Genomic DNA, 25,665 nt, shown 5'->3' with positions numbered 1-25,665 from the left:
TTTGATAAAATTCTAACATTATACACTCCGTAGTGCTCCTACGATAACAAAAAATCCCATAAGCCCTGCCAATCCGGTAAGAATCATCAGCAGGCTTTTGCCCTTTTTATTTTTCCATTCCAGAACAAATGCAGGAATAGCCAGCACACCTGAAGAGAGGAATGCGATGTAGGCGGGCAGAAGCTGAGCGACAAAAGGAATCTCCTGCAGTGTTTCCTCTTCCATCTCTTCGCTTAATATCTCTTCCGGGGTAAGAAATTCATGGGCAGAGAATGAGCCGTTTAAAAGAGTGAAGGTAGCAAATGCTCCCAGCAGGACGAAAATTGCCGGGCCCAGCATACGGAATCCCTTCTTGTGTTCCACCCAGCCGTAAACACTTGCAATAATACCGGCAAAAACAAACCACTGGGGAAGCGTATAAAGAAAGGTATCCTGGCTCATATTAAATTAATTTGAAACAAAATTGGGGAAATTTCCTTAATTTCAAAAGCTTTGGGGCATTTAGGCTTTATTTTTAATTTTGGGTTTTAAATAAAAAAGGAACATTGTGGTGAAATTAAACATCGATCCGAAAGCAAAAGCTTTAATTTTCGATTTGGACGGGACACTTGCCGATACCATGCCGGTACATTTTCAGGCATATAAAAATATTTTGCGGGATTATGGCATTGAGTTTACTCCTGAATTATTCGGCACCCTCGCGGGGGTCCCGGCAGTGGACACTATACGCAAATTGAATGAACAGTTCGGTACCCATATGGTGCCGGAAGAAGTTGGACATTTTAAAGAAGGGGAATACGAGAAAATAATGTATAAGATGAAGCCGGTGGAGCCGGTAGTGGAGTTGGTAAAAGAATACCATGGAAGGCTTCCCATGGCAGTGGGCACCGGTGGCTACAAGAGGCTTGCCTGGAAAACGCTTGAAATTTTGGGGCTGGATAAATATTTTGAAATACTGGTGTCAGCCGAAGATGTGAAGCACCCGAAACCCCATCCGGAAACTTTCTTGAAATGCGCCGAACTATTGGGGGTTCAACCCGAAGTGTGCCAGGTGTTTGAAGACGGCGATCCGGGAATTCAGGCTGCCACTGCTGCCGGCATGATCTCTACTTTGGTAACAGAATACTACGAAGTTACCATTGGGAAGGATATTTAAATTGATTTACTCCCTCTGAAGGCGGAGTGAAAAAATGATTTCCTGTTTATGAGCCTTTTTAAGGTAGACCGAGAGAATGGACAGACATTTAATTTAAAAGAATGAGGGAGCGTACATTTCATTTTCTGAACCATGCACTGTTTTTTGTCGCAGTCCTGCTTTTTCTGGGGGCATGTGCCCCATGGAAAAATGCAGCGCGCCGGAATATGACTGTCGCGTTTTATAACGTGGAAAACCTCTTCGACCTTGAAGATGAGAGCGGGAAAAACGATGATGAATTTACGCCGGATGGAGATAAAAACTGGGACAGAACAAAGTACCGGAAAAAACTGGCCGACATTTCAAGAGTTATCAGTGGAATAAATGAAGGTGACTTGCCCGAGATTGTGGGATTGTGTGAAGTGGAGAACGAAAGTGTGGTGACTGATTTGGTGCAGACCGGCCTGCTAGCAAATGGCAACTATCAGGTTATTCATTTTGAAAGTCCCGATTTTCGAGGAATAGATTGTGCGGTGGTTTACCGTCCCGACGAATTTAGAGTGGTTGACTATGTAGCTGTCCCGGTATATTTTGAGGGGAGCGCTGACTTTAAAACCCGCGATATTTTGTATGTGAAAGGCCGAACCCGGAACAGGGAAGAACTTCATCTGTTTGTAAACCACTGGCCCTCCCGAATTGGCGGGGTGGAGAAGACGGAACCGAAACGGGTAGCCGCTGCCCGTATTTTAAAGGAGAAAATTGATTCTTTGATGGAAGCCGACAACCGGGCCCGTATTATTATTTTGGGCGATATGAATGATGAGCCTGACAACAGAAGCCTGCAGGAGGTACTGGGCGCCAAAGCACCCTCAGATGCAAATGCCATGTTGGTAAACCTTATGTTTCCTGAAGATGAAAAAGGGAAAGGTACCTACAACTACCGGGGAACATGGAACATGCTTGATAACGTTATTGTTTCCCGCAACCTGCTCGATGAAAAAGGTTTCCGGTGCATGGAGCAACAGGGACATATTTTCCATGAGGAGTGGATGGAAGATGTGGGCAGGGAAGGAGATATTTTTCCGCGCCGCACGTATAAAGGACCAAATTATAATGGCGGGGTAAGCGACCATTTCCCTGTTTATTTCAGGCTGCGACGGTAACCGGTTCTTACCATGCCCCGTGGTTAATGCAAGGAAATTACCATCCCAAATCGTCGCACACGTCCTGACTGAAATTATGCTCTACATAAATCCGCACACGTCCGTCTTCCAGTAATTCGGAATGAATGTTCGAGCCGCTTTCGTGAAGGTAATTCCCGTTCTCATCAAATTCGGTAACCAATGCGGAATACTCCCATTCGTCTTCCCAGAGCAGGCGGTACTGGTATTCCTGGTCGGGAAGCCCCAGCAGATCAACTACACCGCCGGTCATATCGGCACCCTGCCACGGATTATCACTATTTTTAATCCTTAGCTCGCCGCTGTAAGTGGGCGCTACGGCAATGGTCGGATTATCGGGGCAGAAAGCTTTCAGAACGATCTGGTATTCCTTGTATCCCTCAGTAGGAGAGACGGTCACTTCATAATTACCGGAACAGAAATCGGCAATTTCCAGCGGGGCAATGGGTTGAAAAGCAGGGTTGTTGTCGCGGAAAACAAGTTTTACTGCTTTTTGCGGGGTGTTCTCCACTTCAAAAGTTTCAGGGAAGCTCCCTTTAAAATTGAGTGTGGTTATCAGGTTGTCTTCGTTGTCGTAAACATCAGCATCAATGGAAAAGCTTGATATCACATTCGATTTGAATGTAATACTGCTTCCGGCCGGGCAAAGGGGCTCTGTTGAGGCTTTTACCAGGGTGTAGCTGAAATTCAGGCTGGTGTAACTGTTTTCCGTACCGGAAATGTCCCAGGCTTGTTCTGAAAACTGGGCAAACCCAAAAAGGTCTGGTGCCGGGAGGCCCGTGTAACTGCTGGTAGATGTGATTTTACCTCCGTTTAAGTCTGCCACTACTTTCCCGCCGATGGTCAGGCTGGTGAGTTTACCGGTTTCCAGTTTGTGGAAAAGAACACTCACCGGGTTCCCGTCAATGTTCACTACATCCGTTTCCGGTTTATAATCAGAAAATTTACTGATTGTTAATTTGATAAAATTTTCCGGGTCAGCTGCATAGGCAGCCATTAAATCTGTTTTCGACTGAAACAACAGATTGCCGCCGGCATCTTCAAATTTCAGGATCTCCGTCGGTGTGAACTCATACTGGATTTTATAAGGTTTTTCTTCTACAGCGGCAGATTTTAGCTGTTGTGCCTGGAGTCCGGAAACAATAAATGTAGTATCTCCGTCCCCGATAATTATCTCACCTCCCATTTCGGATTCTTCTTCGTCAGCTATTTTCGACAATTGTAGTTCAATGGTCTTTTTTCCTTCGGCCTGAAACTGGAATCCTTTTGAAAGCGTGTTGTAACCATCCACTTCCACATTCACTGCAAAAGTAAAAGGCGAACTTTCCGAAATAGATACATTCGGGTCCACTGTCACTTCTAATTGTCCTTGCGAAGTGGTAAATTCCGGTTTTTTGTCGCCGGAAAAAGTGACAATATCATTCCCGTTCTCTCCTGTAAAGCGAATGGTTGCGGGAGATGTAATAAGTGATCCGTCTTTGGCATCAAGTAGTTTGACCGAAATCCGTGTATTGAAAAAATTGAAGTCAAGCACAAGCAGGTTTATGTCTTCTCCTGTTTCTTTGTCTTTTAGCGGGTTGTCGAGGTAGTTGCAACCGGCTAAAGAAACGGTTAAAATTACAGCAAAGGCTGTGCGAATAATCCGGTGTATTTTACTATTCTTGTTTTTCATGTTTAATTTTTTTACGTGTTTAAGTTAAAAAAGGCGAAGGGCAATGGCAAATTTTACAACAGGGTAAAATTTATAGGCAGAAAACTGTTCTTCCAGTTGTTCTTTTTTCCCGTGGGCAGGATCGGCTGTTGGGGCAAGCAGCCCGTTAGCTTCTATGTTTAAACGGGGAGGCCCCATGTAGTAAAGTCCTGTTTCAAAATTATAGGTCACCATTTGTTTTTTTCCAATGAACCTGCGAAAACCTAATGCCGCATAAGGGGAGACTTTTAAGTCGGGTTCAAATTGAAAATCGAAACCTCCTACCTTGGAGGCAGGGATTGAAATGTCCCCGTATTCCATGTCGCTAACCGCCATGCCTTCCAGGCGGGGCTGAAAGTTATTCAATACGGCGCCAGCAGATAAATAAAGGGAACGGGTATAAAAATAGTCGGCCAGTAAAAACAACCCGCCGGTTTTATAATTGAGTTCCGTGTCGTAGGAAATATCGTTTTCGTCGAAGGTAAAATTACGACTCAGGTTAAACGCCTCTACTCCCATTCCCAGGGTTAGCCGCTTGCTGATGATGTAATGGAGGTTTAAACCCAGTCCGTTGGTAGTAGCCTGTCCGCCTACATAAAGTCCTGATGGGTTTTCCTGCGAATTGTTTTCGGGGTTTGTGCTGCCCTTTGCAAAGACTCCCTGGAATGCCAGGATTGAAAAAAACAAAACCGACGTTAAAACCCAACTTCCTGTTTTCATTGTATGTATTGTTAGTTTATTAAAATCAGGGCGCAAATTTATAATTATCAGTTTAACTTAAAACAAATTTCAATATAAAAATAGCTTAAATGGTTATATTCAGAAATTAAGCTTTAATAATCAGGAAAAAGGAAGGGTAAGAATCAGTAAATAAGGAAAGTTTCGGGGTTTTTCTTTTCGCTTTTTTATTGTTCTTCTCCTAAAAGTTTTTAGGTTTAACTTTCTGAAAAAGGAAAAAGATGAAGATTTGGGAATTGAAAACATTTCAGCAGGAAACATACCGGGCTGTATTGGCGTTAACGCCGCAGTTGGGGGAGGGCATCCCATTGCTAACGGAAGAACATTTTAAACAAATTCTGGAGTCCCAAAACAGTCACTTGTTTCTGGCTGAAAAGGACGAGGAGATAGTTGGGATGTTCACCGTTGGTACGTATGTTATTCCAACGGGAAAAAGGGTATGGATTGAAGATGTTGTGGTAGATCAAAAACATACAGGGAAAGGCTATGGAAAACAATTGATTCTGGAAGCGATAAGGTTTGCAGAATCGATAGGGGCAGTCTCTGTAGAACTGACTTCCCGGCCTTCGCGGGTTGCGGCAAATAAACTGTACCAGCGGGTTGGTTTTGTTAAACAGGAAACAAATAAATACAGGTATATTTTAAAGTGAGGCATTCATCATTTGGCTCTAAATCTCTCCTGAAAGGAAAGAATGGGAGGAGAATACAGATTGAATTGTTCGGGGGTTATCCGGTTGCGATTAACCGGAAAGACTGCATCAGGGGGCCGGGTTAAGGCGGAAGAAAGCTTTCCGAATAACCTTTCTTAAGAATAAAAATACCTTTCAGTCCTTTTTGTGGTTTCTGCTTTGCCATGTTCCCAAAATGAACTATTTTCAGCGCTTTAAAAGTTTATAGTAAAATGAAGAAAATATATGCGTTTATAACCTCCATGTCTTTTATGGCTTTTTTGTTGCTTGCTCTGGCTTTTTCCATGGCTATTGCCACTTTTGTTGAGAGTAGTTACGGCACACCGGCGGCGCGTTCACTTATTTATAATACCCATTGGTTTGAGGTGCTTTGGGCCCTGTTTGCCCTCAATTTGCTGAACAACCTGTTTAAATACAGGCTGTTTACCAGGCGTCGGTTTACTATCGGCCTTTTTCATGTCTCATTTTTGGTGATGCTGTTGGGCGGGGCTGTTACCCGCTGGCTAAGTTACGAGGGCACCATGCACATCCGTGAAAACGACAGTTCGGATTACATCCTTTCCTCCGATTCTTACTTTTTTGCAGGTATTGGGGAGCAATCGGAGGAAGAAAACGTACGTTTTTCAGAGATTACACCCAAACAGTTTTCGGCGGGATTTGATGTTAACGGACAAAATGTAAAAGTGAAAACCGTAGGGTTTATTTCGCACGCCGAACGAAAAGCCATTCCTTCTGAATCAGGGGAAGCAGTCATCGACTTTGTATTTGCAACCCCCGATCGTCAGGGAATGCAGTCGTTTACTTTCCGGCGTGGTGAGGTGTTGGATTATCCGGGGTTAACGGTTGGTTTTGAATCGAAAGAGGAAACCATGGTCCGTTTTTTTATGCAGGACGATGAATTATTTTTGGTTTCAAATGTTTTGTTGGGTGAAACAACCATGGCCAGCCAGGAAACTGTGGAGTATGCTGCAGGTGATACTATTCCGGCAAAAAAAATGTTTTTGTATAATCTGAACGATTTCCGGTTCCTGGTGCGCGACTTTTTTCCAAAAGCCACTTTTACTGCGGTAAAAAGTGCACAGGAAACCAACGAACATGCCGTAATGGTGGAGGTTTCCGATGGGGTGAGGCAACAAACCGTCCCTGTTTTTGGCCATTCTAACCTGGCTGCCGATACCGTAAGAGTTCCACTGGCCAATGCCACACTGAAACTGGCTTATGGTGCCAGGCCTATTCCACTCTCATTTCGTCTTTACCTGAAAGATTTTGAACTGGAACGTTACCCGGGCTCTGAATCTCCTTCTTCTTTTGCATCAGATGTGGTTCTGATTGATGAGGACGAAGGGGTAGAGCGCGATGTGCGGATTTTTATGAATAATACCCTGCTGTACAAAGGGTACAAGTTTTTTCAGTCGTCGTATGATCGCGATGAGAAAGGGACCGTGCTTTCCGTAAATTATGATTTATGGGGAACCTGGATTTCATATTTCAGTTACCTGCTTCTTGCATTGGGCTTTATATTCTCATTGCTGAATAAAAATTCCTATTTCAGATATCTTGCCCGGCGCTTGAAAGAGAGCTCCGGAAAAGCTGCGGCAGTGCTGCTACTGGTAAGTGGTTTCTCGCTTGCCACTTCCGCTCAGGATGGGGTCGGGGCTGGTATCCCGGCCGTAGATGCGCAGCTGGCAGAACGTTTTGGCGAGTTGTGGGTGCAAACGGTTGACGGACGTATTAAGCCGGTTAATACTCTTTCCGGTGAAATTGTGCGCAAAGTAAGCCGGAAATCCAACCTTTACGGAATGTCGTCCGATGAAGTGGTGATAAGCATGATGAGCCACCCGGAATTGTGGCAAACACTGCCGTTTGTGAAAGTGGGAAATAAAGAACTGGCTGCTGAACTGGGTATCAGTGGAAAAACCATTTCCATCCAACAACTGTTTGATGCGCAGGGGAATTACAGGCTTACCGAACAAGTGAGGGCCGCCTTCAATAAACCCGTGGCATTCCGCAATAAACTGGAAAAAGAATACATTTACCTCGACGAGCGCGTGAGTATTTGTTTTATGGTATTTCGAGGCTCCCTGTTTAACCTGTTCCCGCGCGAAAATTCAGAAAATACATGGTATGAACCCGGAGCTACTGCCCGGGAATATTCGGGGGGCGATTCCATTTTTATTAAAAGTGGGGTGAATCTGATGATTCAATCTGTTAAGGAAGGAAACACAAGTGATGCATTGGAAGTGGTCGATGCCATCGATAAATTCCAGAAAAAATACGGGGCAGATCTTATCCCTTCGCAGGTTAAAAAAGATGCAGAACTGGTTTACAATAAAGTGAACCCGTTTGAAAGGATTTATCCGTATTATCTGTTGTTCGGGTTCCTGTTGCTTTTTGTGCTTTTTGTAAATATTTTCAGGCAGAAACCCTTGCCTGTTCTTCTGAAAAGGTCGTTTTACTTTTTCATAATCCTGTTGTTTGTGGTGCATACCGGAGGAATAATTATTCGCTGGTACATATCCGGCAGAGCGCCCTGGAGCAATGGTTTCGAGTCGGTGGTTTATGTGGCCTGGGCAGCCATGCTTGCCGGAATTGTTTTCGGGCGAAAATATCCTATGGTAGTGGGAACAGCTGCATTTTTAGCGGGGATTTCGTTGTTCGTCGCCCACCTGAACTGGATGAACCCGGAAATAACCCCGCTCGTGCCGGTGCTTAAATCTTACTGGCTTACCATCCATGTTTCCATTATTACTGCCAGTTACGGATTTTTCGGATTAAGCGCCTTTCTGGGGATTTTGACACTGATTCTTATTGTGATTCGTCGTAGCTCAAATGAAAACAAGGTGAGCCTGTTTGTCGATCAGCTAACCACCATCAATGAAATGTCAGTAACTGTGGGGCTTTACTTTCTTACCATCGGTACCTTCCTTGGCGGTGTGTGGGCCAACGAAAGCTGGGGCCGTTACTGGGGGTGGGACCCGAAGGAGACGTGGGCGCTGATTTCAGTGGTTATTTATTCGTTTGTTGCCCACATGCGGCTCATTCCTTCGCTAAAGGGAATTTTTAACTATAACCTTGCTTCTATTATAAGTTTTGCATCTATTTTAATGACTTATTTTGGCGTGAACTACTTCCTTTCGGGGCTCCATTCTTATGGTAAAGGGGTAACTGACGGAGTTCATCCCGCTGTACCGGTTAGTTTTGCGCTAATAGCCGGACTCATGATTTGGGCCTACCTAAAGGATGCAAAGTATGAAAAAGAGAAAGAGCAACGGACATAATTTCTCCGGTTTCGGAATCTGAAATCATTGCCTTGAGATTGTGTGCTTTGGTAAGGGAAACTCCTGTTTTTTTTTACCACAAATTGTAAGAAATTCGGAGTTTATTTTTCTTTCGGATATCTGAATTTTTAGAATATTTGGTTCTCCTTTTCGAATGCGCTTGATTTAATTGGTTTATTATTAGGTGTTTGTGCTTATTTAGATTCGTTCAAAATAAATGATATGTGGTTAATTCCTCTCTGAATGAGAATTTAACGACGTAGCAAAAAAGTATATTTGGCCGTTTTTCCAAATATTTAAAAAATGACAGTCAGAGTTACACGCACCTTTGATATCCTGGACAAATACATGCAGGAGTTTCCAAGAGAAGACGCTCTTGGAGGGAAAAAGAACGGCGAGTGGTACACCTATTCCACGGAGGAGTATTATAAAAAATCACATCAATTTGCCCTGGGGTTATTGGCGCTGGGCTTTAAAAAGGGTGATAAAATTGCCACGGTAACTACTAACCGGCCCGAGTGGAATTTTGCCGATATGGGAATGGCAATGGTTGGCGTGGTGCATGTACCCATTTATCCCACTATTGGAGAGGAGGAATATAAATACATACTGGATCATTCAGAAGCAAGGATGCTGATTGCCGGGGACAGTAAACTTTATGAGAAGCTGGGACCCATTGTGAGAAGTTTGTCCGTTATCCGGGAGGTATACACTTTTGAGGATGTAGAAGGGGCCAAAAATTTTGAGGAGATTCTGGCTCTTGGGGAATCCAAAAGAGTAGAATTGGAAGGCGCTTTACATGAAGTTAAATCATCGGTTGAGCCCGGCGATTTGGCCACCATTATTTACACTTCTGGTACCACAGGCGTGCCGAAAGGAGTAATGCTTTCGCAGAATAACCTGGTTTCCAACTTTGTGTCCCATTCTAAAATGCATAATCTCGGGAAAGACCACCGGGTGGTTAGCTTTCTTCCCCTTTGCCATGTTTATGAGCGCAGTGTGAATTACCACTTTCAGTACAAAGGAATGGGCGTTTACTATGTGGGGAGCCTGGGCCAGATTGTTTCGGCGATTAAAGAAGTTAAACCGCACATGTTTAATTCAGTACCGCGGTTGCTTGAGAAGGTTTACGATGGATTTGTTGCAAAAGGGAAAGAACTTTCGGGTGTTAAAAAGGCACTTTACTTTTGGGCTTTGCGACTGACACATCATTTTGAATATAAAAGAAAATACGGTCCCTGGCTGAAGTTGAAAATTAAAATAGCCGACAAACTCATCTATTCCAAATGGCGGGCTGCGCTGGGTGGAAATATTGTTTACATCGTTTCGGGCGGAGCAGCGCTTCAGCCACGTATCGCACGGGTTCTGGGTATGGCAGGAATGTATAATCTCGAAGGGTACGGCCTTACAGAAACTTCACCGGTAATTGCCGTGAATAATCCGGTAAAGGATGAAATGAAAATAGGCACGGTTGGGCCGGTGCTGGAAGGCTTTGAAGTGAAAATTGCTACCGATGGCGAAATTCTTTGTAAAGGTCCCGGTGTGATGATGGGATATTACAAAGCGCCCGAACTGACGGCCGAAGTGATTGACAGAAATGGATGGTTTCATACGGGGGATATCGGTATTCTGGAAGAGGGTAAGTTTTTGAAAATCACCGACCGTAAAAAGGAGATTTTTAAACTTTCAGGAGGGAAGTATATTGCTCCGCAGATGATTGAAAACAAATTGAAAACATCGAACCTCATTGAGCAGGTGATGGTGATTGGTGCCAATGAAAAATTTGCCAGCGCCCTTATTTCACCGAATTTCCCGCTGTTGCACGATTGGTGTGCCGAGCATAAAATTCATTTTGAAGATAACAAAGCGTTAATCCAGATTCCGGAAGTAGTAGGGAAAATCCAGCGGGAAGTAAACAACATCAATAAAACCCTGGGGTCACATGAACAGATTAACCGAATCCGGCTGGTGCATGAAGATTGGACTCCGGGCACCGGAGAGCTTTCTCCCACACTGAAACTCCGCCGTAACGTGGTCGCTGTAAAATATCAGCACCTTATCAATGATATCTATTCCAAGAGTTAAGTAGGCGATAGTATGACTTGAGATTGTATTGTCATTTCACCGTATTGGTTGATGTTATTTCCTGTTCGTCAGAAAGGAATTCCGGCTTGTATATTTTTCCGGGTACTGGAAAATGAAAGGTAATCCGTAAAATATTCGGATCAACACATAAGAATATTTTCAACTGTGAAAATCTCACAGTTTTAAAACTTAATGGCGCACAGTCTTTTTTTGTGCGTGATTCGGAAATTGTGTTACCCTGTTAAGGCTTTCCCTGTATCTGTTGTTGTCTGGTAATTACCCGGACTTTTATTCCTCCGTTTCCGTTTCCTTTTCCAGGGGAGTGAATCCTTCCGGCACCGCAGATTCTGAGGGTTCATACGGAAATACATCCACAATGGTGCTGACTGCCAGCGAAGAAACCACATAAGGGATAACAAGGTAAGATAAACTTTCATCAAGTCTTTCCAGTGCCTCCTTTATGTCATCGGCCATTATTAAATAGTAGGTACGTAATTTTTTTTCGCGTCCTGCTTCTTCGTCGATTGTTACCAGATTAATAGTAGCTTTAAACCACCATTCTCCATTTTCGAACGGGAATACCTCGGCAATTTTGGATTTTTTGATGTCGGTCACCGAAAACTCCCCTTTTACCATTTGCTGCATTTGGCGAATCATCCGGGTTTCAGCATCCGTGAATGATACGGCATCCAACAGGAAATTCTCCGTAACGGTCTGTTCCTTCCCGCTTTCAGAAACCTTTACGTATTTTACTTTACATTCAAACCAGGTTTGCATCATTTTCTTTTTATTAGGCCGACAAAAATAGAACTCTCTTTGGTTAAAAAAAAAGAACCGACCCGGATTTTTCTTCCTCATCGGTTCTTGCCACACTAACTAGTAATAAAAACTGCCTTACTCTATGTGTGTTTTTCCGGCTGTCTCTTTGTATTGTCTTATCTCACTGGTATTGTACAGTGTAAGTTTTTGGAAAAAGGGGCCGCCCCTACGGGCGAACCCCTTACAGACAGCTACAGACTAAAAGCCAAAAATAAGATGTTAGTTATAGGCGCTTTCTCCGTGTTCATAAACATCAAGACCTTCTTCTTCTATTCGCTTGGAGACTCGTAATCCAATGGTTGCCTTAATTGTTTTGAACAGGATGAGTCCTGTCCCAAATGCCCAAACAAAAACCGCGGCTACTCCAATGATTTGTGAAATAAGTAGTTGTGCGCCACCGCCATAGAACAGGCCTCCGTCGGTGGCAAACAGGCCTACAGCAAGAGTTCCGAAGGCCCCGTTTACACCGTGTACGGAAATGGCGCCTACCGGATCGTCCACGCGCAACTTCTGGTCAATAATTTCAACGCTGAATACCAGAATGATACCAGCCAGTAATCCGATAATTAACGCTCCTCCGGGGCTAACGATATTACAGCCGGCAGTTATGGCCACAAGTCCTGCCAGTGCACCGTTCAGCGCCAACGATAATGCCGGGCGTTTGTAGCGCATCCAGGATGTTAACAGAGCTGCTATGGCACCGCCGGCAGCGGCGAGGTTTGTTGTGAGGGCGATGTGGGCTATTGCCAGCGTATTTTCGTTGCCCGCAGCTCCCAATTGCGAACCGGGATTGAACCCAAACCATCCGAACCAGAGGATAAAAACACCCAGTGCGCCAAATGTGAGGTTGTGCCCGGGAATGGCTTTTGCTTTACCGTTTATATATTTCCCTACACGTGGTCCCAGTACAATGGCACCGGCTAAACCTACCCAGGCGCCCACGGAATGTACCAGTGTGGAGCCGGCAAAGTCCAGAAAGCCAAGCTGATCGAGCCAGCCACCGCCCCATTTCCAGTGACCGGAGATGGGATAAATGAGTACGGTTATCACGACTGTAAAAATAAGGTAGGCATTGAATTTGGTTCGTTCGGCTACCGCTCCCGAAACAATGGTAGCGGCTGTGGCTGCAAAAACCGTTTGAAACATCAGGTCGGTTTTGTTGGCATAGTCGCCAATGCCGTTGTCGTTAATGAAAAGGCTTGGCATTCCTATCAGTCCGCCGATTGATTCTCCATACATAATGGTGTATCCGATGAACCAAAAGAGGATGGAGCCAATGGCAAAATCCATCAGGTTTTTGGTAAGGATATTTGCTGTATTCTTTTGGCGTGTAAAACCTGCTTCGACCATGGCAAATCCGGGTTGCATGAACATAACTAAAAATGTTGCGACCAAAACCCATACATTGTTGATTGATATAGATAATTCTTCCATAATACTTCTTGTTTTTGCGTTTTTTTATACTTCTTTCCCTTTAATGAAAAGTGATTCGTCTCCCTTTTCTCCGGTCCGGATACGATACGATTCTTCAATCGGGATGACGAAAATTTTTCCGTCCCCTATCTCGCCGGTCCTTGCTGAGGCGAGAATAGCCTGTACCGTTTTTTCAATGTTTTTGTCTCTTACGATAATGGATAGTTTCGTTCGTTCGATGGTGCTGGTGTCGTAAACAATGCCCCGGTAAATACGACCTTCGCGGGCTAATCCTACTCCTCTTACATCCCAGAAAGAAAAGAATTCGATCCCCGCATCATGAAGGGCTTCTTTTACCTCTTCAAATTTGGTTTTGCGTATAATTGCTTCAACTTTTTTCATTTTTTTTATCTTTTAATTTTTACAATGAAATTCCTACCACAACGTAAAATTGTTCGGAAGAAGGGTTCAGGATGACTGCCCCCGATACCGGAAGCGAAAAAGACTCGGTCACCTGAACTTCCTTTGAAGTGCTAATGCCAATATTGCAGATGTTAAAATCTCCATCGACAGTATATGCTCCGTCGCCACCTCCCAGAAACAGATCAACCGGGCCAGCCGAAAGACCTGCTTCAAGGTAAATGTCCCCTTCATCGTCGTTCATCATGTAGGCTCCTGTTAGAGAAAAAGCTCCAAGTCCAAGGGTGATCATTGGCTCAATGTAGTGTGACAGGCCATCAAACCATTTCGTTCCGGGGAAATAGTAATCGGTAAGGGTAAGTCCGAGCGAAGCATTCTCGCCCAGGTCAATCCCGTAGCTGGCGTACAGGTCGGCTTCTGCCGCCTCTTCGGTAGAAGCGCTGTAAGATCCCCAGGCGCCAATGGAAAAACCACCTGTGCTGAATTCAACCGAGGGCTGGAATGCTGGCCCCGAACCAAACTTGGTCCCCCTCCATATGTAATTGCTGTAAATGTCTAGGCCTGTGCTCCATTCCTGTGCTTTTGTATTCGGCATGAATGACATAAAAATTAAAATACCGGCCATTCTGATCAGATTCTTTTCCATAATTTAAATTTTTAAAAGTTGAACATTCTTTTTTTATTAATTTTTATTTTGACCCCCTTTGAAATGATGTTTTGTTTTTAATATTTTGTTTTGTTTTCGAATTAGACCCCTATATTTTTTGTTTTTATTTTTCAAAAATGATATGTTTTTTGATGATACCCCTATTTTTAAATAACATGAATTGGTGAGTTAACAAATTTTTAATGTTTGGCTATCTTTTCAAGAAAAAAGAAACAAAAAGATTTGTTATAAAAGAAAAAAGATAATGTTTTTAAGATTATCGTTTCAAATATTTATAATGATAGAAAAAGTGGTGGAGGTGTGCAGCATGCTTTACGGAAATATCATATTTTACCGGTGTGTTATATTTTATTGCCGAATATATATGGCTATTGTCCGGGTTTTTGACAATATCAAATGGGGTAAGTAATATGTGTGAAGAGTTGTTATTTTAAGTTTAGGGAAACGATTTCTCCCCGGATATTTTCTTTCGTGCGGGTGTAAAATGTAATGGGGTAATTCCTGTTTAATTTGTTTTCAGGGAGGGTAATCCGGAGGGTGGCTTTGCCATTGGCTGCAATTTGATGGCTGGCAGAAGAATCAGACAATGGCACCGATGCTATTTCTTCCTGGTTTTGCATTAGGCATAAAACCGGTTTGGAAACATGTTCTGTATAAACCGTTCGTTTGTTGGTATTCTGTAGGGTAATCTCGAACTGGTATTCTCCGTTGGAGTGTTTTATTTGGGGAGTAATGCCAACCCCTTTCAGCGATTGAAATTTTTCAATCTCAATAAAACCTTTCATCTGTCCGGTGGCCATACGGGTAAGGTTTGGCGGGTTCAAGTGTTTTGACTGGATGGCAAAAACCGTTTCTCCTTCAGCATATTTTTCATCGTCCCATAAATCATATTGACAGAAACGGTATGCGGGGGTTGACAGGAGTACTGCTGAGTCGCCCGTGTAAAAAATATAGTTACTTGCAGCGGCATAGTTGTCGAAAAACCCAACCTTTTTCCCCTGTGCCATCTCTTTTATTTCCAGGGCATGGGCTTCGCGGTTGTAGAATGTAATTTTGGTGTAGCCTACATTCGGAATGACGTCCAGCGCCAGGTAAACCCTGTACAAAAGCATTAAAACAATTACAGGGAGCGCCAGCCGTTTGAACCAGCGCTTAATTTTTACATCCGTTTTAATGAGCGGGTAGGTTACCAGCATGAGCATAGGAATGACCGCGGCGGCCCAATGGGCTTCTATGCGGTTTTTAAAACTCAGTAAAAAAAGGGCAATGTAAAAACCCAGAATATTGAAAACCAGTGCCCGATCAAAATCATTTTTTATTTTGAAGCGGGAAAGTTTCCAAAATACCAAAATGCCGGTGATGTGGCCGGCCATGAGTAACTGGTTTAGCAGGTTGTCGGTAATGTATTTCAGTCGGAAAGGTTTGGCGCGTTCAATCAGGTGGTATTTAAATGTAGGAAAGCCATTTTCAATTTGCCACCATGCGTGGGGCATTAGCAATAAGATGGAAAGGCTTACTGTTAGCCAGAAATATTTGTTACGAAACAGTTTTAGGTTCGAGAGTACCGTAAAACCGACTACAAGGAATGCGTGGTATTTGCTGTAAATCAAAGCTGCAATAACAACAGCCAGCAAAATGGAAAGTCTTGTTCCGGGCTGTTGTAAGAATTTCCGGTAAAGTATGAGGAACAGCAGCGTGAAAAAAAGCAGCGGAACATCCGGAATGGCAAGAAAACCCGCAATGTGGGTGTGAACGAGTGGAAAAGAAAGGATAAAGACGGAGAGGAAAAGCAGGTCCTCTTTTTCATTCAGCTCATTTAGAATGAGGGCGAAAGTTATGGTGGAGAGGAGGATAGGGAAAAGCCTGACTCCCAGCTCGCCCGGGAATATCAGGTGCCCGAGGTGGATAAAAAGCGCTGCCATTGGCGGGTGGTCGAAATACCCCCAGGCCAGGTTTTCAGAATACATCCAGTAATACGATTCGTCGGAATGGAGGCCAGTGAAAATGGATTGCAACAGGTTGGCAATGAACCAGGCTCCGATGAGGTAATAATGTTTTTTTTGCAGGTTTTTCATCGCATTTTATTTAGGTGTTGCAATATAATAGACTGTCCCGCTTTCTTTTACCTTCTGAATGACGGGTTGTAAAAAACCGGGAAATTTTTCCTGGGGTACCCGTTTCCATTCTTCCGATCCTTTTGTAACCCGGTAATCTTTTAAATTAAGAAATGGTTCTTCTTTTTTGCTGAAAACCAGTATATCCTCTTTTTCGGCAGGGAGGGTGAAAATGGTATCCATACTCACCACATCAAGTTTGTGGTGGCTGTGGATACGAATGTTTGATGCTGTGCGAATATTTCCGTAAACATAAATGGTCTCGTTTCCGGTTATTTGTTTTTCTCGGATAGCTTCTACCAGTTGTTCTCCGGGATTGGGCATTAACAGGGGGTACAATAATAGATGTACATTAAACCAAAGGAGTAGAATGGTGTTTGCCAAAATAACTTCAACAGATACCGTTTTAAACTTGCCTGCCGCCAAAAGGAGAAAAAATACTGCGCCTGTGGCTGTGCCTGAAATCAAAATTTTATCGGGTAAAATAAACAGGGCATACAATATATTAATAAGGAGCAGGAACAGGGTCAATCCAAGAAAGAGGTTTAATATCGGCTTTTTAAAACGGGTTTCGGTATGGGTGAGAACCAGTGCAAAAAATAACGAAAACAACGGAATAACCGGCAGCAGGTAACGGTCATAAAATTTAAAAACTGCGCCGGACATAACAATGACCATTATGATCCACAGGGCAATCAATCCCAGGATAGCTTTTGTTTTCGGATTGGCCCCTGAAATAAATAATTTTAGTTTGGCGAAGTTTAAAAAGGCTATAATTATCCAGGGGATGGTAAATGCTATCAGGTTAAGCACACCCAGTGATGTGTTGGTAATTACCTGTACTGTTTTTGACGATACCCGGTAGCCTATCTGATCGGCAAAAAAAGAGGCGAAAAAATGCGAACCGTGTTCTATATACATGAAAACAAACCAGCTCACGGCTACCATCAGCGCTACAATAACAGATGCGGGGTGGATGAGTTTGCCGATTTTTTTTTGTTGCCATGGGTTGAAAAGCAGGTATAAAAAGCTGATCCCGGTAAAGGCCACTGCGGGGAGCCCCTTGGTTTCAAAAGCCAGCGCAGCGCCGAGGTAAGCCATCCAATAGTATTTGGATGAAGGATTCTCTGCGGTCATAATTTCCAGGAATCCCCACACGCTAATCGTGAGGAACAATACAAGGAGAATGTCCGGAATGGAGCGGCTGGCGCTCATAAGTACAAGCGGGTTTGCAGCGGTAATGAAGGCCGCCAGGAAGGCGGTTTTCCTTTCTTTGGTAAGTGATTTTGTCATGAAGTAAACGACCATAACCAGCAACGCGCCGGCCAGCCAAAATAGTAGTCGCGATGAAAATTTGCTTACTCCCAGTACCTTGTAGCTTCCCATCAGTACCCAGTAAGTAGCGATAGGTTTCAGGAAGCGGTGGGAGCCATCAGCTTTGTAAGGAGTAAAGTAATCCTCTTTATCCATCATTTGCAGCACGGCGTCGGTATAGTATTTTTCATCCGGAAAATGGAAAACATAATCCAGGGCGCTGGGTGCCGAATAAAGTAAAAACAGCAGCGGAACAAATAGCCAGGTGTATTTTGACCGGTTGGACATGGTTTAGTACTTTATGAGGTACATCGGTTGCAGCACTTGTTCCCGGGTTTTGGGATGAATAAACCGACCTCCCCTGTTGAGGTAAAGGTGGCGATATTGTATAATGGTATCTGCTTCTGCGTTTAATTTTTCAAGCGTATCAAACCCCTGGGCATCTGTAAAAATCCAATGGCCATCTTTTCCCGCAACAGCGGTCAGCTCTTCTTCAGAAGAGATTTGACTGGCCTGTGGTTCACTGTAAAAAAACAGTTCGTACTGCGGGTAATGAAAATTGTAAAGTTTTTCGCCCGGCGCTGCATTCTCGTTAAAATAGCGGGCGGCTTTAGGGGGCGCCTGGTAGCTGAAAATATATGGGAAAATATCAGCATTCAGGAGGTAAGCCAAACAGGCAAATCCTATAACGGAAGGCAGAATAAAACGGGTAATGGAAGTTTTGCATTGGATAAAAATATACAGGGTTGCTGCCAGCCCGGTTGCAGCAATCAGCAACGTTTGCCATTGAGGGAAAGGGAAGAGGTAAAAAGAGATGACACCGATCGCAAGCCAGAGCAATACAACAACTACGGTTTGTGTCGGCCGGAAGATTTTCAGCAATTGCGACTTCCGGATTAAAGCAATGTCAATCCATTTGGCGGTGAGTACCCCGATAAGCGGAACAATGCTCAAAATGTAGTTGGGTAACTGACTGCGGGATGCACTCAGGATAATAAAGAAAATCCAGATGCCTGTAAAAGTAAAATATTCTGACGCCTTAAACCGGCTTATAAAAAGTGATTTGAACTCCATAAAAGTGGCGGCAAAAAACAGCAGGCTCCAGGGCAGGAAAAGAAACAGCAGATTGTGAACATAGAAAGCCGGGTCGCTGTTGGGCTTTACATAAGTACCCGCGAGTCTGCCTACATTGTTTTCCCAGAAGAAGAAGACAATGCCGTCCCATCCAAACTGGTTGGCCAATCCAATCAGGGCCGGACTAACAATAATAAATGAGAGGAGGATGCCGAGGTACCAGCGGTAGTCGGCAAACGCCCTGAAGTCTTTTTTTAACAGCAGGTGCCCCACAACAGCAAAGGCAGGAATTATAGCGCCAATGGGGCCCTTGCAAAGCATGGCCATGCCAATGCCAATGAAGCCTAAAATCCAGTGTTTGTTTTTTTTCGTTTGAATAAACTCCGAAAGCTGCCAGAGCGCAAAAGTTACAAACGCCTGGAGGGGGGTGTCGGTGTGTATGTCCATGCTGTAAAGCGAGTAGATAAGAGAGAAGGACAACAGTAATGCCGTCAGAAATCCGACACGCCGGTTATACAGGCTTTTTCCCAATCCGTAAGCAGAATAGAACCCAAAAAAGACGAGTAATAAAACCGGGAACTTGAACCAAAAATTGGAAATGTCTCCGATGGCAAAACCCAGCGCTCCCAGCCAAAACAACAAGGGCGGCTTTTGATCGTAGGGCTCGCCATGGATTTTCAGGTTGATAAAATGCCCGTTTTGAAGCATCTCTTTTGAAACAGTGGCATATTTCCCGGCATCGCGGGTTACGTCGATGGAAAGACCGGAAAAATAGGAGGCTAGTCCCAGTGCTATTACAGCAACGAATATAATACGGATCGTTTTGTTTTCGAACATGTAATAAAATGTAAGTAGTGCCTTTGCATGCAAAGTCTGGGCAAAAGTGGCAATTTTTTCAGAAATTATAAAATGGGGAACGGCAAATTGTTTCAAGTCAAAATCCATATCTTTGTTCAAATTTCAATTCTAAAAAATGAAGCTCTGGGAAAAAGGTACAACTGTTAATGAAGCCATTGAAAAATTTACTGTAGGAAAAGATCGTGAACTGGATATTCTTCTTGCGCCTTTTGATGTTTTGGGTTCTATGGCCCATGTAACCATGCTCGAATCAGTCGGTTTGATTGAAAAAGATGAGTTGCCTGTTTTGCTGGATTCCCTGAAAAAGCTTTACCAGCATGCTCTCGACGGGGATTTTAAAATTGAAGAGGGAGTGGAAGATGTGCATTCACAGGTGGAGTTTCTTTTAACCCAGGAATTGGGTGATTTAGGTAAAAAGATTCACAGCGGACGTTCACGAAACGATCAGGTGTTGCTCGACCTGAAACTATTTACCCGCTCGGGTATTCGTGAAATTGTGACTGCTGCGGGCCAGTTGATTGATATTTTGCTGGCCCGGAGCGAACAGCACAAAGAGGTACTGATTCCTGGCTACACCCACCTTCAGGTAGCTATGCCCTCGTCCTTTGGCTTGTGGTTTGGCGCCTATGCAGAAAGCCTCTCCGACGATTTGGAGTTGCTCCTTTCCGCTTTTAGGATTACCAACCAGAATCCACTGGGATCGGCTGCCGGCTATGGTTCGTCTTTCCCGTTAAACCGGCAAATGACTACAGACTTGCTCGGATTTAATAATATGAATTATAATGTAGTATATGCCCAAATGGGGCGCGGAAAGGTGGAGAAAATTGTTTCATTTGCAATGGCCAACCTGGCTTCCACACTTTCTAAACTGGCTTACGATGTGTGCCTGTTTACCAGCCAGAATTTCAATTTTGTTTCTCTTCCGCCTGAATTTACCACTGGGTCAAGTATTATGCCGCACAAAAAGAATCCGGATGTATTTGAACTCATCCGCGGCAAGTGTAACAAAATACAGGGTATTCCGCAGCAGATAGCGCTTACGGTGAATAACCTGCCAAGTGGCTATTTCCGCGATTTACAAATTGTAAAAGAAATTTTTCTCCCCTTGTTTTCGGAACTGCACGATTGTATTTCCATTGCTTCTCTGGCCTTGGAAAAGCTGGTTGTAAACGAACATATTCTCGACGATCCGAGATACGACTACCTCTTCAGTGTCGAGGCAGTGAACAAACTGGTACTGAAGGGGGTTCCTTTTAGAGAAGCCTACCGGCAGGTGGCCGAGCAAATTGAGAAAGGTGAATTTAAACCGGAAAAAGCGATAACCCACACTCACGAGGGAAGTATCGGTAATTTATGCCTCGAAGAAATTGCCCGCAAGAAATCTCAGATTGTGGATAATTTTGGGTTTGAGGCCATTGAGAAAGCGGTTTCTGCTTTGTTGCAATAAGCATTTTTCTACGGAAAAGGAAGGTTAATTGTATGTTATTTAACACATTTTTTTAGAGCATCCAGGGAAATTTTTCTCTCTTTTAATTATTTTTGATTTCATTTCGTTAGAAAATGTATGACTTTGCTTTCAGTTTAACATTAAAACGACCGAAATCATTGCTTTTGATAAAATTGAGAAATAAAATATGGATTTGAATATGACACGAATGAGATTACCTGAAGCTCAGGGCTATTATAGTCCTGATAATGAAAAAGATAGTTGTGGAATTGGATTTGTTGCCCACATAAAAGGTAAGCCATCGCACGATATTGTCAGGAGGGGATTGGAGGTTCTGATGAATATGGACCATCGGGGGGCCATAAGTGCCGACAACTCCACCGGCGACGGAGCGGGAATGTTGATGCAAATCCCGCATGAGTTTATTACAGAAGTATTGAATTTTAATGTTGGCGAACCGGGAAAATACGGGACCGGACTGGTTTTTCTTCCTAAAGATGAAAGGGAGGCTGGTTTATGTGTTGAAGTGCTAACCAAACATATTGAAGCGGAGGGGCTGACGCTGGTCGGTTTCCGTGATGTGCCGGTAGACCATTCAGCGCCTGGCGAAATTGCCAAAGTTACGGAACCGACAATTAAACAGGTTTTTGTAAAAGCCAACCTTGAAAAAGATGCACTGGAACGTAAATTATACGTGGTGCGTAAACTGGCTGAACGGGAAATCAGGGAATCGAAGCTGAAATATAAAGAAAGCTTTTATCAACCCAGCCTTTCAGCGAAAATAATTGTTTACAAAGGGATGCTGACCCCCGTTCAATTGCGTGATTATTTTCTTGATTTAAAGAATGAAAAGCTCAAAAGCGCCATTGCACTGGTTCATTCACGGTTTAGTACCAATACCTTTCCAACCTGGGATTTGGCACAACCTTTCCGGATTGTGGCCCACAATGGCGAAATAAATACGATAAAAGGAAATCGCCTGTGGATGAAGGCCCGCGAGGCACTATTGAAATCAGAAGTGTATGGCGATGACCTTAAAAAGTTGCTGCCGGTTATAGAACCCGGTAAATCCGATTCGGCTTCGTTTGATAACGTGCTCGAGTTTCTGCACATGACAGGGCGCTCTCTGCCCCATTCACTGTGTATGATGATTCCGGAATCATTTAATGAAAAGAATCCGATACCCGACAGTCTGAAAGCATTTTATGAGTACCACTCCACTATTATGGAGCCGTGGGACGGCCCCGCTTCTATGGTATTTTCCGACGGGCGGTACATTGGCGGCACCCTCGACCGGAACGGGCTGCGGCCTTCGCGGTACGTTATTACCAAAAATGATCTTATAATAATGGGGTCTGAGGTGGGAGTGCAAACATTCAGGCCGGAGGAGATAAAAGCCAAAGGCCGGCTACGACCAGGAAAAATTTTGTTGGTAGATACCCAATTGGGTATTATTATTCCTGATGAAGAGGTGAAAGACCAGTTGAGCCACCGAAATCCTTATCAAATGTGGCTCAAGGAAAATCGCCTGATGATGGACGATATTAAGGTGAAACATCGTGTGCCGTCAACCATTGAAAACTTTGATACATATACTAAAGCCTTCGGATACACGAAAGAGGATTTATACGAACTGATAAAACCCATGAGCGAAAACGGCGCTGAGCCTACCAGCTCAATGGGTAACGATGTTCCCCTGGCTGTTTTTTCAGATAAGCCGCGGCGATTGTTTGAGTACTTTAAACAAATGTTCGCACAGGTTACCAATCCGGCGATCGACCCCATCCGGGAAGGGCTGGTAATGTCGTTGGCAAACTATATCGGTTCTTTCCATTCCAATATTCTTATGGAGACACCGGAACACTGTAAGCTTATCAAGTTCCCGGAGCCCATTTTAACCAACACTGATTTGGGAAAAATAAAAGACCTGAAAGATGAGATGTTTTCTCACAAGGTAATCCCAATGGTTTTTTCGGTGAACAAAGGAGTGAAAGGGTTTGAGGAGGCCATTGAAAAAATGTTGACTGATGCTGAAAAAGCAGTGGACAGTAAGAAGAATTATATAATTCTGAGCGACAGGAATATCGGCAAAGAAGAAGCGGCTATCCCTTCACTGCTTGCAGTTGCAGCAGTACACCACCACCTTATTAAAAAACAAAAGAGGATGCAGGTGGGTATTATTGTGGAAACCGGAGAAGCCCGTGAGGTGCACCATTTTGCTTTGCTTATTGGTTACGGGGCAAGTGTAATCAATCCATACCTCGCTTTTGCCGCTATCGACCATTTGGTAAAAGAAGGGAAAATAGACCTGGAATATAAAGAAGCACGGAAAAATTATATCAAGGCCATTGATAAAGGGCTACTTAAAGTCTTTTCGAAAATGGGGATTTCCACCTTGCGTAGTTATCACGGAGCCCAAATTTTTGAATCGGTAGGTATCAGTAAAGATGTTGTAGATAAGTACTTTACCGGAACGGCTGCGAAGATTGGAGGAGTGGGTCTGGAAGAGATTTGTACCGAAGCTACGATGTTCCATCAAAAAGCATTTGAAGAGGATGCTACTCCTGAACCTTTCCGTTTGGAAAGTGATGGAACGTATGCCTGGAGAAAAAACGGGCAACACCACGCCTGGAATCCGGAATCAATCGGATTGCTTCAGTGGGCTACCCGGACAAACGACTATGCTAAGTTTAAAGAATTTAGTTCGTTGGTCGATCAACAGAACAGGAAACCGGCTTTTGTGCGCGGGTGTTTTAAATTCAAGCGTAACCCGATTCCGTTGGATCAGGTGGAGCCGGAAGAAGAAATCATGAAGCGTTTTGTTACGGGCGCTATGTCGTACGGATCCATCAGTATTGAGACCCACCAGGCGCTGGCTGTCACTATGAATACCATTGGAGGAAGGAGCAATACCGGTGAAGGCGGGGAAGATCCTGCACGCTTCGGGACCGACCGCAACAGCAAAATAAAACAAGTGGCATCGGGACGCTTTGGGGTTACAAATAATTACCTGGTAAATGCCGACGAGCTTCAGATAAAAATTGCCCAGGGCGCCAAGCCGGGCGAAGGGGGACAGTTGCCAGGCTACAAGGTGAATAAAATTATTGCCAAAACCCGGAACTCCACCCCCGGAATTACTTTGATTTCGCCGCCTCCGCACCATGATATTTATTCCATTGAAGATTTGGCGCAGTTGATTTATGACCTGAAAATTACCAATCCCACTGCGAGGGTTTCGGTAAAACTGGTTTCGGAAGATGGCGTAGGTACTATTGCCGCGGGTGTTTCAAAGGCTTTTTCAGACGTAATTGTGATTGCCGGTACCGAGGGAGGAACAGGAGCAAGTCCTGCCAGTTCCATCAAACATGCCGGATTGCCGGTTGAGCTTGGTATTGCCGAAACACAACAAACACTGGTACTGAATAACCTGCGGGGAAGGGTTAAACTTCAGGTCGACGGACAGTTGAAAACCGGTCGGGATGTTGTTACCATGGCATGCCTCGGGGCAGAAGAGTTTGGCTTTTCCACAGCGCCGCTTATCGTTCTGGGCTGCGTTATGATGCGTAAGTGTCATATGAATACTTGTCCTACAGGGATTGCCACACAAGACGAAGAGTTGCGAAAAAGATTTATTGGAAAATCAGAATATACGATAAATTATTTCAGGTTTGTGGCCCGCGAGATTCGTGAGCACCTTGCCGAAATGGGATTTACGAAATTCGATGACATTGTTGGGCGGACAGATTTGCTGGAAGTGAATAAAGAGATTTCCAACTGGAAAATGAAGGGAATCGATTTTTCCAGACTTCTTTACATGCCCAAAGAAGCAAAGAATGTGGCTATTCGGAATACGCATCCTAATACCCGTCAAAATAAGGGGCACCTCGATCTCGACTTAATCAGGGATGCCCGGAAAGCCATCAGGGGCGCAGAAAAAGTGTGGATTTCACACTCAATTATTAACGTGGATCGTACGACCGGAGCGATGCTTTCGGGCGAAATTTCCAAACGGTACGGCGAAGAGGGGCTTCCCCCCGATACCATAAACTGTACATTTCACGGAACAGCCGGACAAAGTTTTGGTGCGTTCCTGGTAAAAGGGGTTACCTTCAGGCTCGAAGGAGATGCAAACGATTATATCGGTAAAGGACTTTCAGGTGGAAAAATTGTTGTAGTTCCTCCTGTTGGGAGTACCTTTAAACCGGAAGAAAATATTATTATCGGAAATACCTCTTTTTATGGTGCCACCAGAGGCGAGGCATACATCAGAGGGGTAGCAGGAGAACGGTTTTGCGTAAGGAACTCAGGGGTACATGCCGTGGTGGAAGGTGCCGGAGACCATTGCTGTGAGTATATGACCGGTGGCCGGGTAGTTGTGCTTGGTCAAACAGGAAAAAACTTCGCGGCCGGTATGAGCGGCGGGATTGCCTATGTGCTAGACACAAACGGTAATTTCGATTATTTCTGTAACAAGGGGTTAGTGGATTTATTGCCAGTAGAAGATAAATCTGACGTTATAGAGTTGCAAAAATTGATTAATGATCATTTGCTGTACACACAAAGTAACCTGGCTGCAAAAATCCTGACTAATTGGGAAGAATACCTTCCGAAGTTTGTGAAGGTTATTCCGTTCGAGTACAAGAAAGTACTGGAAGAGCAAAAGATTCAGGAATTGCAGAAAAAGTTGCAGTTGACCGAAGACGATCCGTCACGTCACGAATAGACATATTTTCGATTTTAATA

General features: G+C 44.1%; 17 protein-coding genes. 7 read left to right on the top strand and 10 right to left on the bottom strand.

Annotated features, from left to right (window positions below):
- Positions 1-18 precede the first annotated feature (18 nt).
- Entirely contained in the window at positions 19-441 is a 423-nt protein-coding gene (locus tag D1164_RS03350) for a hypothetical protein (RefSeq protein WP_119348522.1), read from the bottom strand.
- A 106-nt stretch (positions 442-547) separates the two neighbouring features.
- On the opposite strand from D1164_RS03350, the gene D1164_RS03345 reads away from it, so the two are divergent.
- Together D1164_RS03345 and D1164_RS03340 are read left to right on the top strand one after the other, a co-directional pair.
- Positions 548-1,156 carry an HAD family hydrolase gene (locus D1164_RS03345; RefSeq protein ID WP_119348521.1) on the top strand — a complete coding sequence of 203 codons (609 nt, stop codon included), beginning with the start codon at positions 548-550 and terminating at the stop codon, positions 1,154-1,156.
- 101 nt (positions 1,157-1,257) lie between these two features.
- Positions 1,258-2,298 carry an endonuclease/exonuclease/phosphatase family protein gene (locus tag D1164_RS03340; protein WP_119348520.1) on the top strand — a complete coding sequence of 347 codons (1,041 nt, stop codon included), beginning with the start codon at positions 1,258-1,260 and terminating at the stop codon, positions 2,296-2,298.
- A 37-nt stretch (positions 2,299-2,335) separates the two neighbouring features.
- Here D1164_RS03340 and D1164_RS03335 read toward each other — a convergent pair whose 3' ends face one another.
- Positions 2,336-3,988, bottom strand: a complete 1,653-nt coding sequence (locus tag D1164_RS03335) for a hypothetical protein (protein ID WP_119348519.1) — start codon at positions 3,986-3,988, stop codon at positions 2,336-2,338.
- Positions 3,989-4,012: 24 nt separating this feature from the next.
- The gene (locus tag D1164_RS03330; protein WP_119348518.1) at positions 4,013-4,726 is read right to left on the bottom strand and encodes a hypothetical protein; all 714 of its coding nucleotides are present in this window, start codon (positions 4,724-4,726) and stop codon (positions 4,013-4,015) included.
- A 239-nt stretch (positions 4,727-4,965) separates the two neighbouring features.
- On the opposite strand from D1164_RS03330, the gene D1164_RS03325 reads away from it, so the two are divergent.
- From D1164_RS03325 to D1164_RS03315, 3 genes are all read left to right on the top strand, one after another.
- Positions 4,966-5,394, top strand: coding sequence for a GNAT family N-acetyltransferase (locus D1164_RS03325; RefSeq protein ID WP_119348517.1), 429 nt, complete (start codon positions 4,966-4,968; stop codon positions 5,392-5,394).
- Between the two features lie 251 nt (positions 5,395-5,645).
- Positions 5,646-8,711: a cytochrome c biogenesis protein gene (gene ccsA, locus D1164_RS03320; RefSeq protein WP_119348516.1), complete on the top strand. Its 3,066-nt coding sequence runs from the start codon at positions 5,646-5,648 to the stop codon at positions 8,709-8,711.
- A gap of 303 nt (positions 8,712-9,014) precedes the next feature.
- Positions 9,015-10,796, top strand: coding sequence for an AMP-dependent synthetase/ligase (locus D1164_RS03315; RefSeq protein ID WP_119348515.1), 1,782 nt, complete (start codon positions 9,015-9,017; stop codon positions 10,794-10,796).
- Between the two features lie 288 nt (positions 10,797-11,084).
- Here the strand turns inward: D1164_RS03315 and D1164_RS03310 are convergent, their stop codons facing one another.
- The 7 genes from D1164_RS03310 to D1164_RS03280 form a co-directional block, all read right to left on the bottom strand.
- Positions 11,085-11,576: a DUF4494 domain-containing protein gene (locus tag D1164_RS03310; protein WP_241558247.1), complete on the bottom strand. Its 492-nt coding sequence runs from the start codon at positions 11,574-11,576 to the stop codon at positions 11,085-11,087.
- 258 nt (positions 11,577-11,834) lie between these two features.
- Positions 11,835-13,049 carry an ammonium transporter gene (locus D1164_RS03305; RefSeq protein WP_119348514.1) on the bottom strand — a complete coding sequence of 405 codons (1,215 nt, stop codon included), beginning with the start codon at positions 13,047-13,049 and terminating at the stop codon, positions 11,835-11,837.
- A gap of 24 nt (positions 13,050-13,073) precedes the next feature.
- Positions 13,074-13,430: a P-II family nitrogen regulator gene (locus tag D1164_RS03300; RefSeq protein ID WP_119348513.1), complete on the bottom strand. Its 357-nt coding sequence runs from the start codon at positions 13,428-13,430 to the stop codon at positions 13,074-13,076.
- Between the two features lie 19 nt (positions 13,431-13,449).
- Positions 13,450-14,094 carry a TorF family putative porin gene (locus D1164_RS03295; protein WP_119348512.1) on the bottom strand — a complete coding sequence of 215 codons (645 nt, stop codon included), beginning with the start codon at positions 14,092-14,094 and terminating at the stop codon, positions 13,450-13,452.
- Between the two features lie 446 nt (positions 14,095-14,540).
- Positions 14,541-16,190: an ArnT family glycosyltransferase gene (locus tag D1164_RS03290; protein WP_119348511.1), complete on the bottom strand. Its 1,650-nt coding sequence runs from the start codon at positions 16,188-16,190 to the stop codon at positions 14,541-14,543.
- A gap of 6 nt (positions 16,191-16,196) precedes the next feature.
- Positions 16,197-17,831, bottom strand: coding sequence for an ArnT family glycosyltransferase (locus D1164_RS03285; protein ID WP_119348510.1), 1,635 nt, complete (start codon positions 17,829-17,831; stop codon positions 16,197-16,199).
- 3 nt (positions 17,832-17,834) lie between these two features.
- Positions 17,835-19,562, bottom strand: coding sequence for an ArnT family glycosyltransferase (locus D1164_RS03280; protein WP_119348509.1), 1,728 nt, complete (start codon positions 19,560-19,562; stop codon positions 17,835-17,837).
- A gap of 28 nt (positions 19,563-19,590) precedes the next feature.
- On the opposite strand from D1164_RS03280, the gene argH reads away from it, so the two are divergent.
- Both argH and gltB read left to right on the top strand, forming a co-directional pair.
- Positions 19,591-20,922 (top strand): argininosuccinate lyase, encoded by a 1,332-nt coding sequence (gene argH / locus D1164_RS03275; protein WP_119348508.1) that lies wholly within the window; start codon positions 19,591-19,593, stop codon positions 20,920-20,922.
- 199 nt (positions 20,923-21,121) lie between these two features.
- Positions 21,122-25,645, top strand: a complete 4,524-nt coding sequence (gltB, locus tag D1164_RS03270) for a glutamate synthase large subunit (RefSeq protein ID WP_119348707.1) — start codon at positions 21,122-21,124, stop codon at positions 25,643-25,645.
- Positions 25,646-25,665: the final 20 nt, after the last annotated feature.

The organism is Mariniphaga sediminis (genome assembly GCF_003573545.1).
Taxonomy (GTDB): domain Bacteria; phylum Bacteroidota; class Bacteroidia; order Bacteroidales; family Prolixibacteraceae; genus Mariniphaga; species Mariniphaga sediminis.
Note: the sequence above shows the minus strand (reverse complement) of the source record. Positions and strands in the feature narration are given on the sequence as shown.

Excerpts from the sequence above, each read along its gene's own strand:
- D1164_RS03350 (WP_119348522.1), bottom strand. The coding sequence starts at position 441 with ATGAGCCAGGATACCTTTCTTTATACGCTTCCCCAGTGGTTTGTTTTT.
- D1164_RS03340 (WP_119348520.1), top strand. The coding sequence starts at position 1,258 with ATGAGGGAGCGTACATTTCATTTTCTGAACCATGCACTGTTTTTTGTC.
- D1164_RS03335 (WP_119348519.1), bottom strand. The coding sequence starts at position 3,988 with ATGAAAAACAAGAATAGTAAAATACACCGGATTATTCGCACAGCCTTT.
- D1164_RS03330 (WP_119348518.1), bottom strand. The coding sequence starts at position 4,726 with ATGAAAACAGGAAGTTGGGTTTTAACGTCGGTTTTGTTTTTTTCAATC.
- D1164_RS03325 (WP_119348517.1), top strand. The coding sequence starts at position 4,966 with ATGAAGATTTGGGAATTGAAAACATTTCAGCAGGAAACATACCGGGCT.
- ccsA (WP_119348516.1), top strand. The coding sequence starts at position 5,646 with ATGAAGAAAATATATGCGTTTATAACCTCCATGTCTTTTATGGCTTTT.
- D1164_RS03315 (WP_119348515.1), top strand. The coding sequence starts at position 9,015 with ATGACAGTCAGAGTTACACGCACCTTTGATATCCTGGACAAATACATG.
- D1164_RS03310 (WP_241558247.1), bottom strand. The coding sequence starts at position 11,576 with ATGATGCAAACCTGGTTTGAATGTAAAGTAAAATACGTAAAGGTTTCT.
- D1164_RS03305 (WP_119348514.1), bottom strand. The coding sequence starts at position 13,049 with ATGGAAGAATTATCTATATCAATCAACAATGTATGGGTTTTGGTCGCA.
- D1164_RS03300 (WP_119348513.1), bottom strand. The coding sequence starts at position 13,430 with ATGAAAAAAGTTGAAGCAATTATACGCAAAACCAAATTTGAAGAGGTA.
- D1164_RS03295 (WP_119348512.1), bottom strand. The coding sequence starts at position 14,094 with ATGGAAAAGAATCTGATCAGAATGGCCGGTATTTTAATTTTTATGTCA.
- D1164_RS03290 (WP_119348511.1), bottom strand. The coding sequence starts at position 16,190 with ATGAAAAACCTGCAAAAAAAACATTATTACCTCATCGGAGCCTGGTTC.
- D1164_RS03285 (WP_119348510.1), bottom strand. The coding sequence starts at position 17,831 with ATGTCCAACCGGTCAAAATACACCTGGCTATTTGTTCCGCTGCTGTTT.
- D1164_RS03280 (WP_119348509.1), bottom strand. The coding sequence starts at position 19,562 with ATGGATTTTGACTTGAAACAATTTGCCGTTCCCCATTTTATAATTTCT.
- argH (WP_119348508.1), top strand. The coding sequence starts at position 19,591 with ATGAAGCTCTGGGAAAAAGGTACAACTGTTAATGAAGCCATTGAAAAA.
- gltB (WP_119348707.1), top strand. The coding sequence starts at position 21,122 with ATGACACGAATGAGATTACCTGAAGCTCAGGGCTATTATAGTCCTGAT.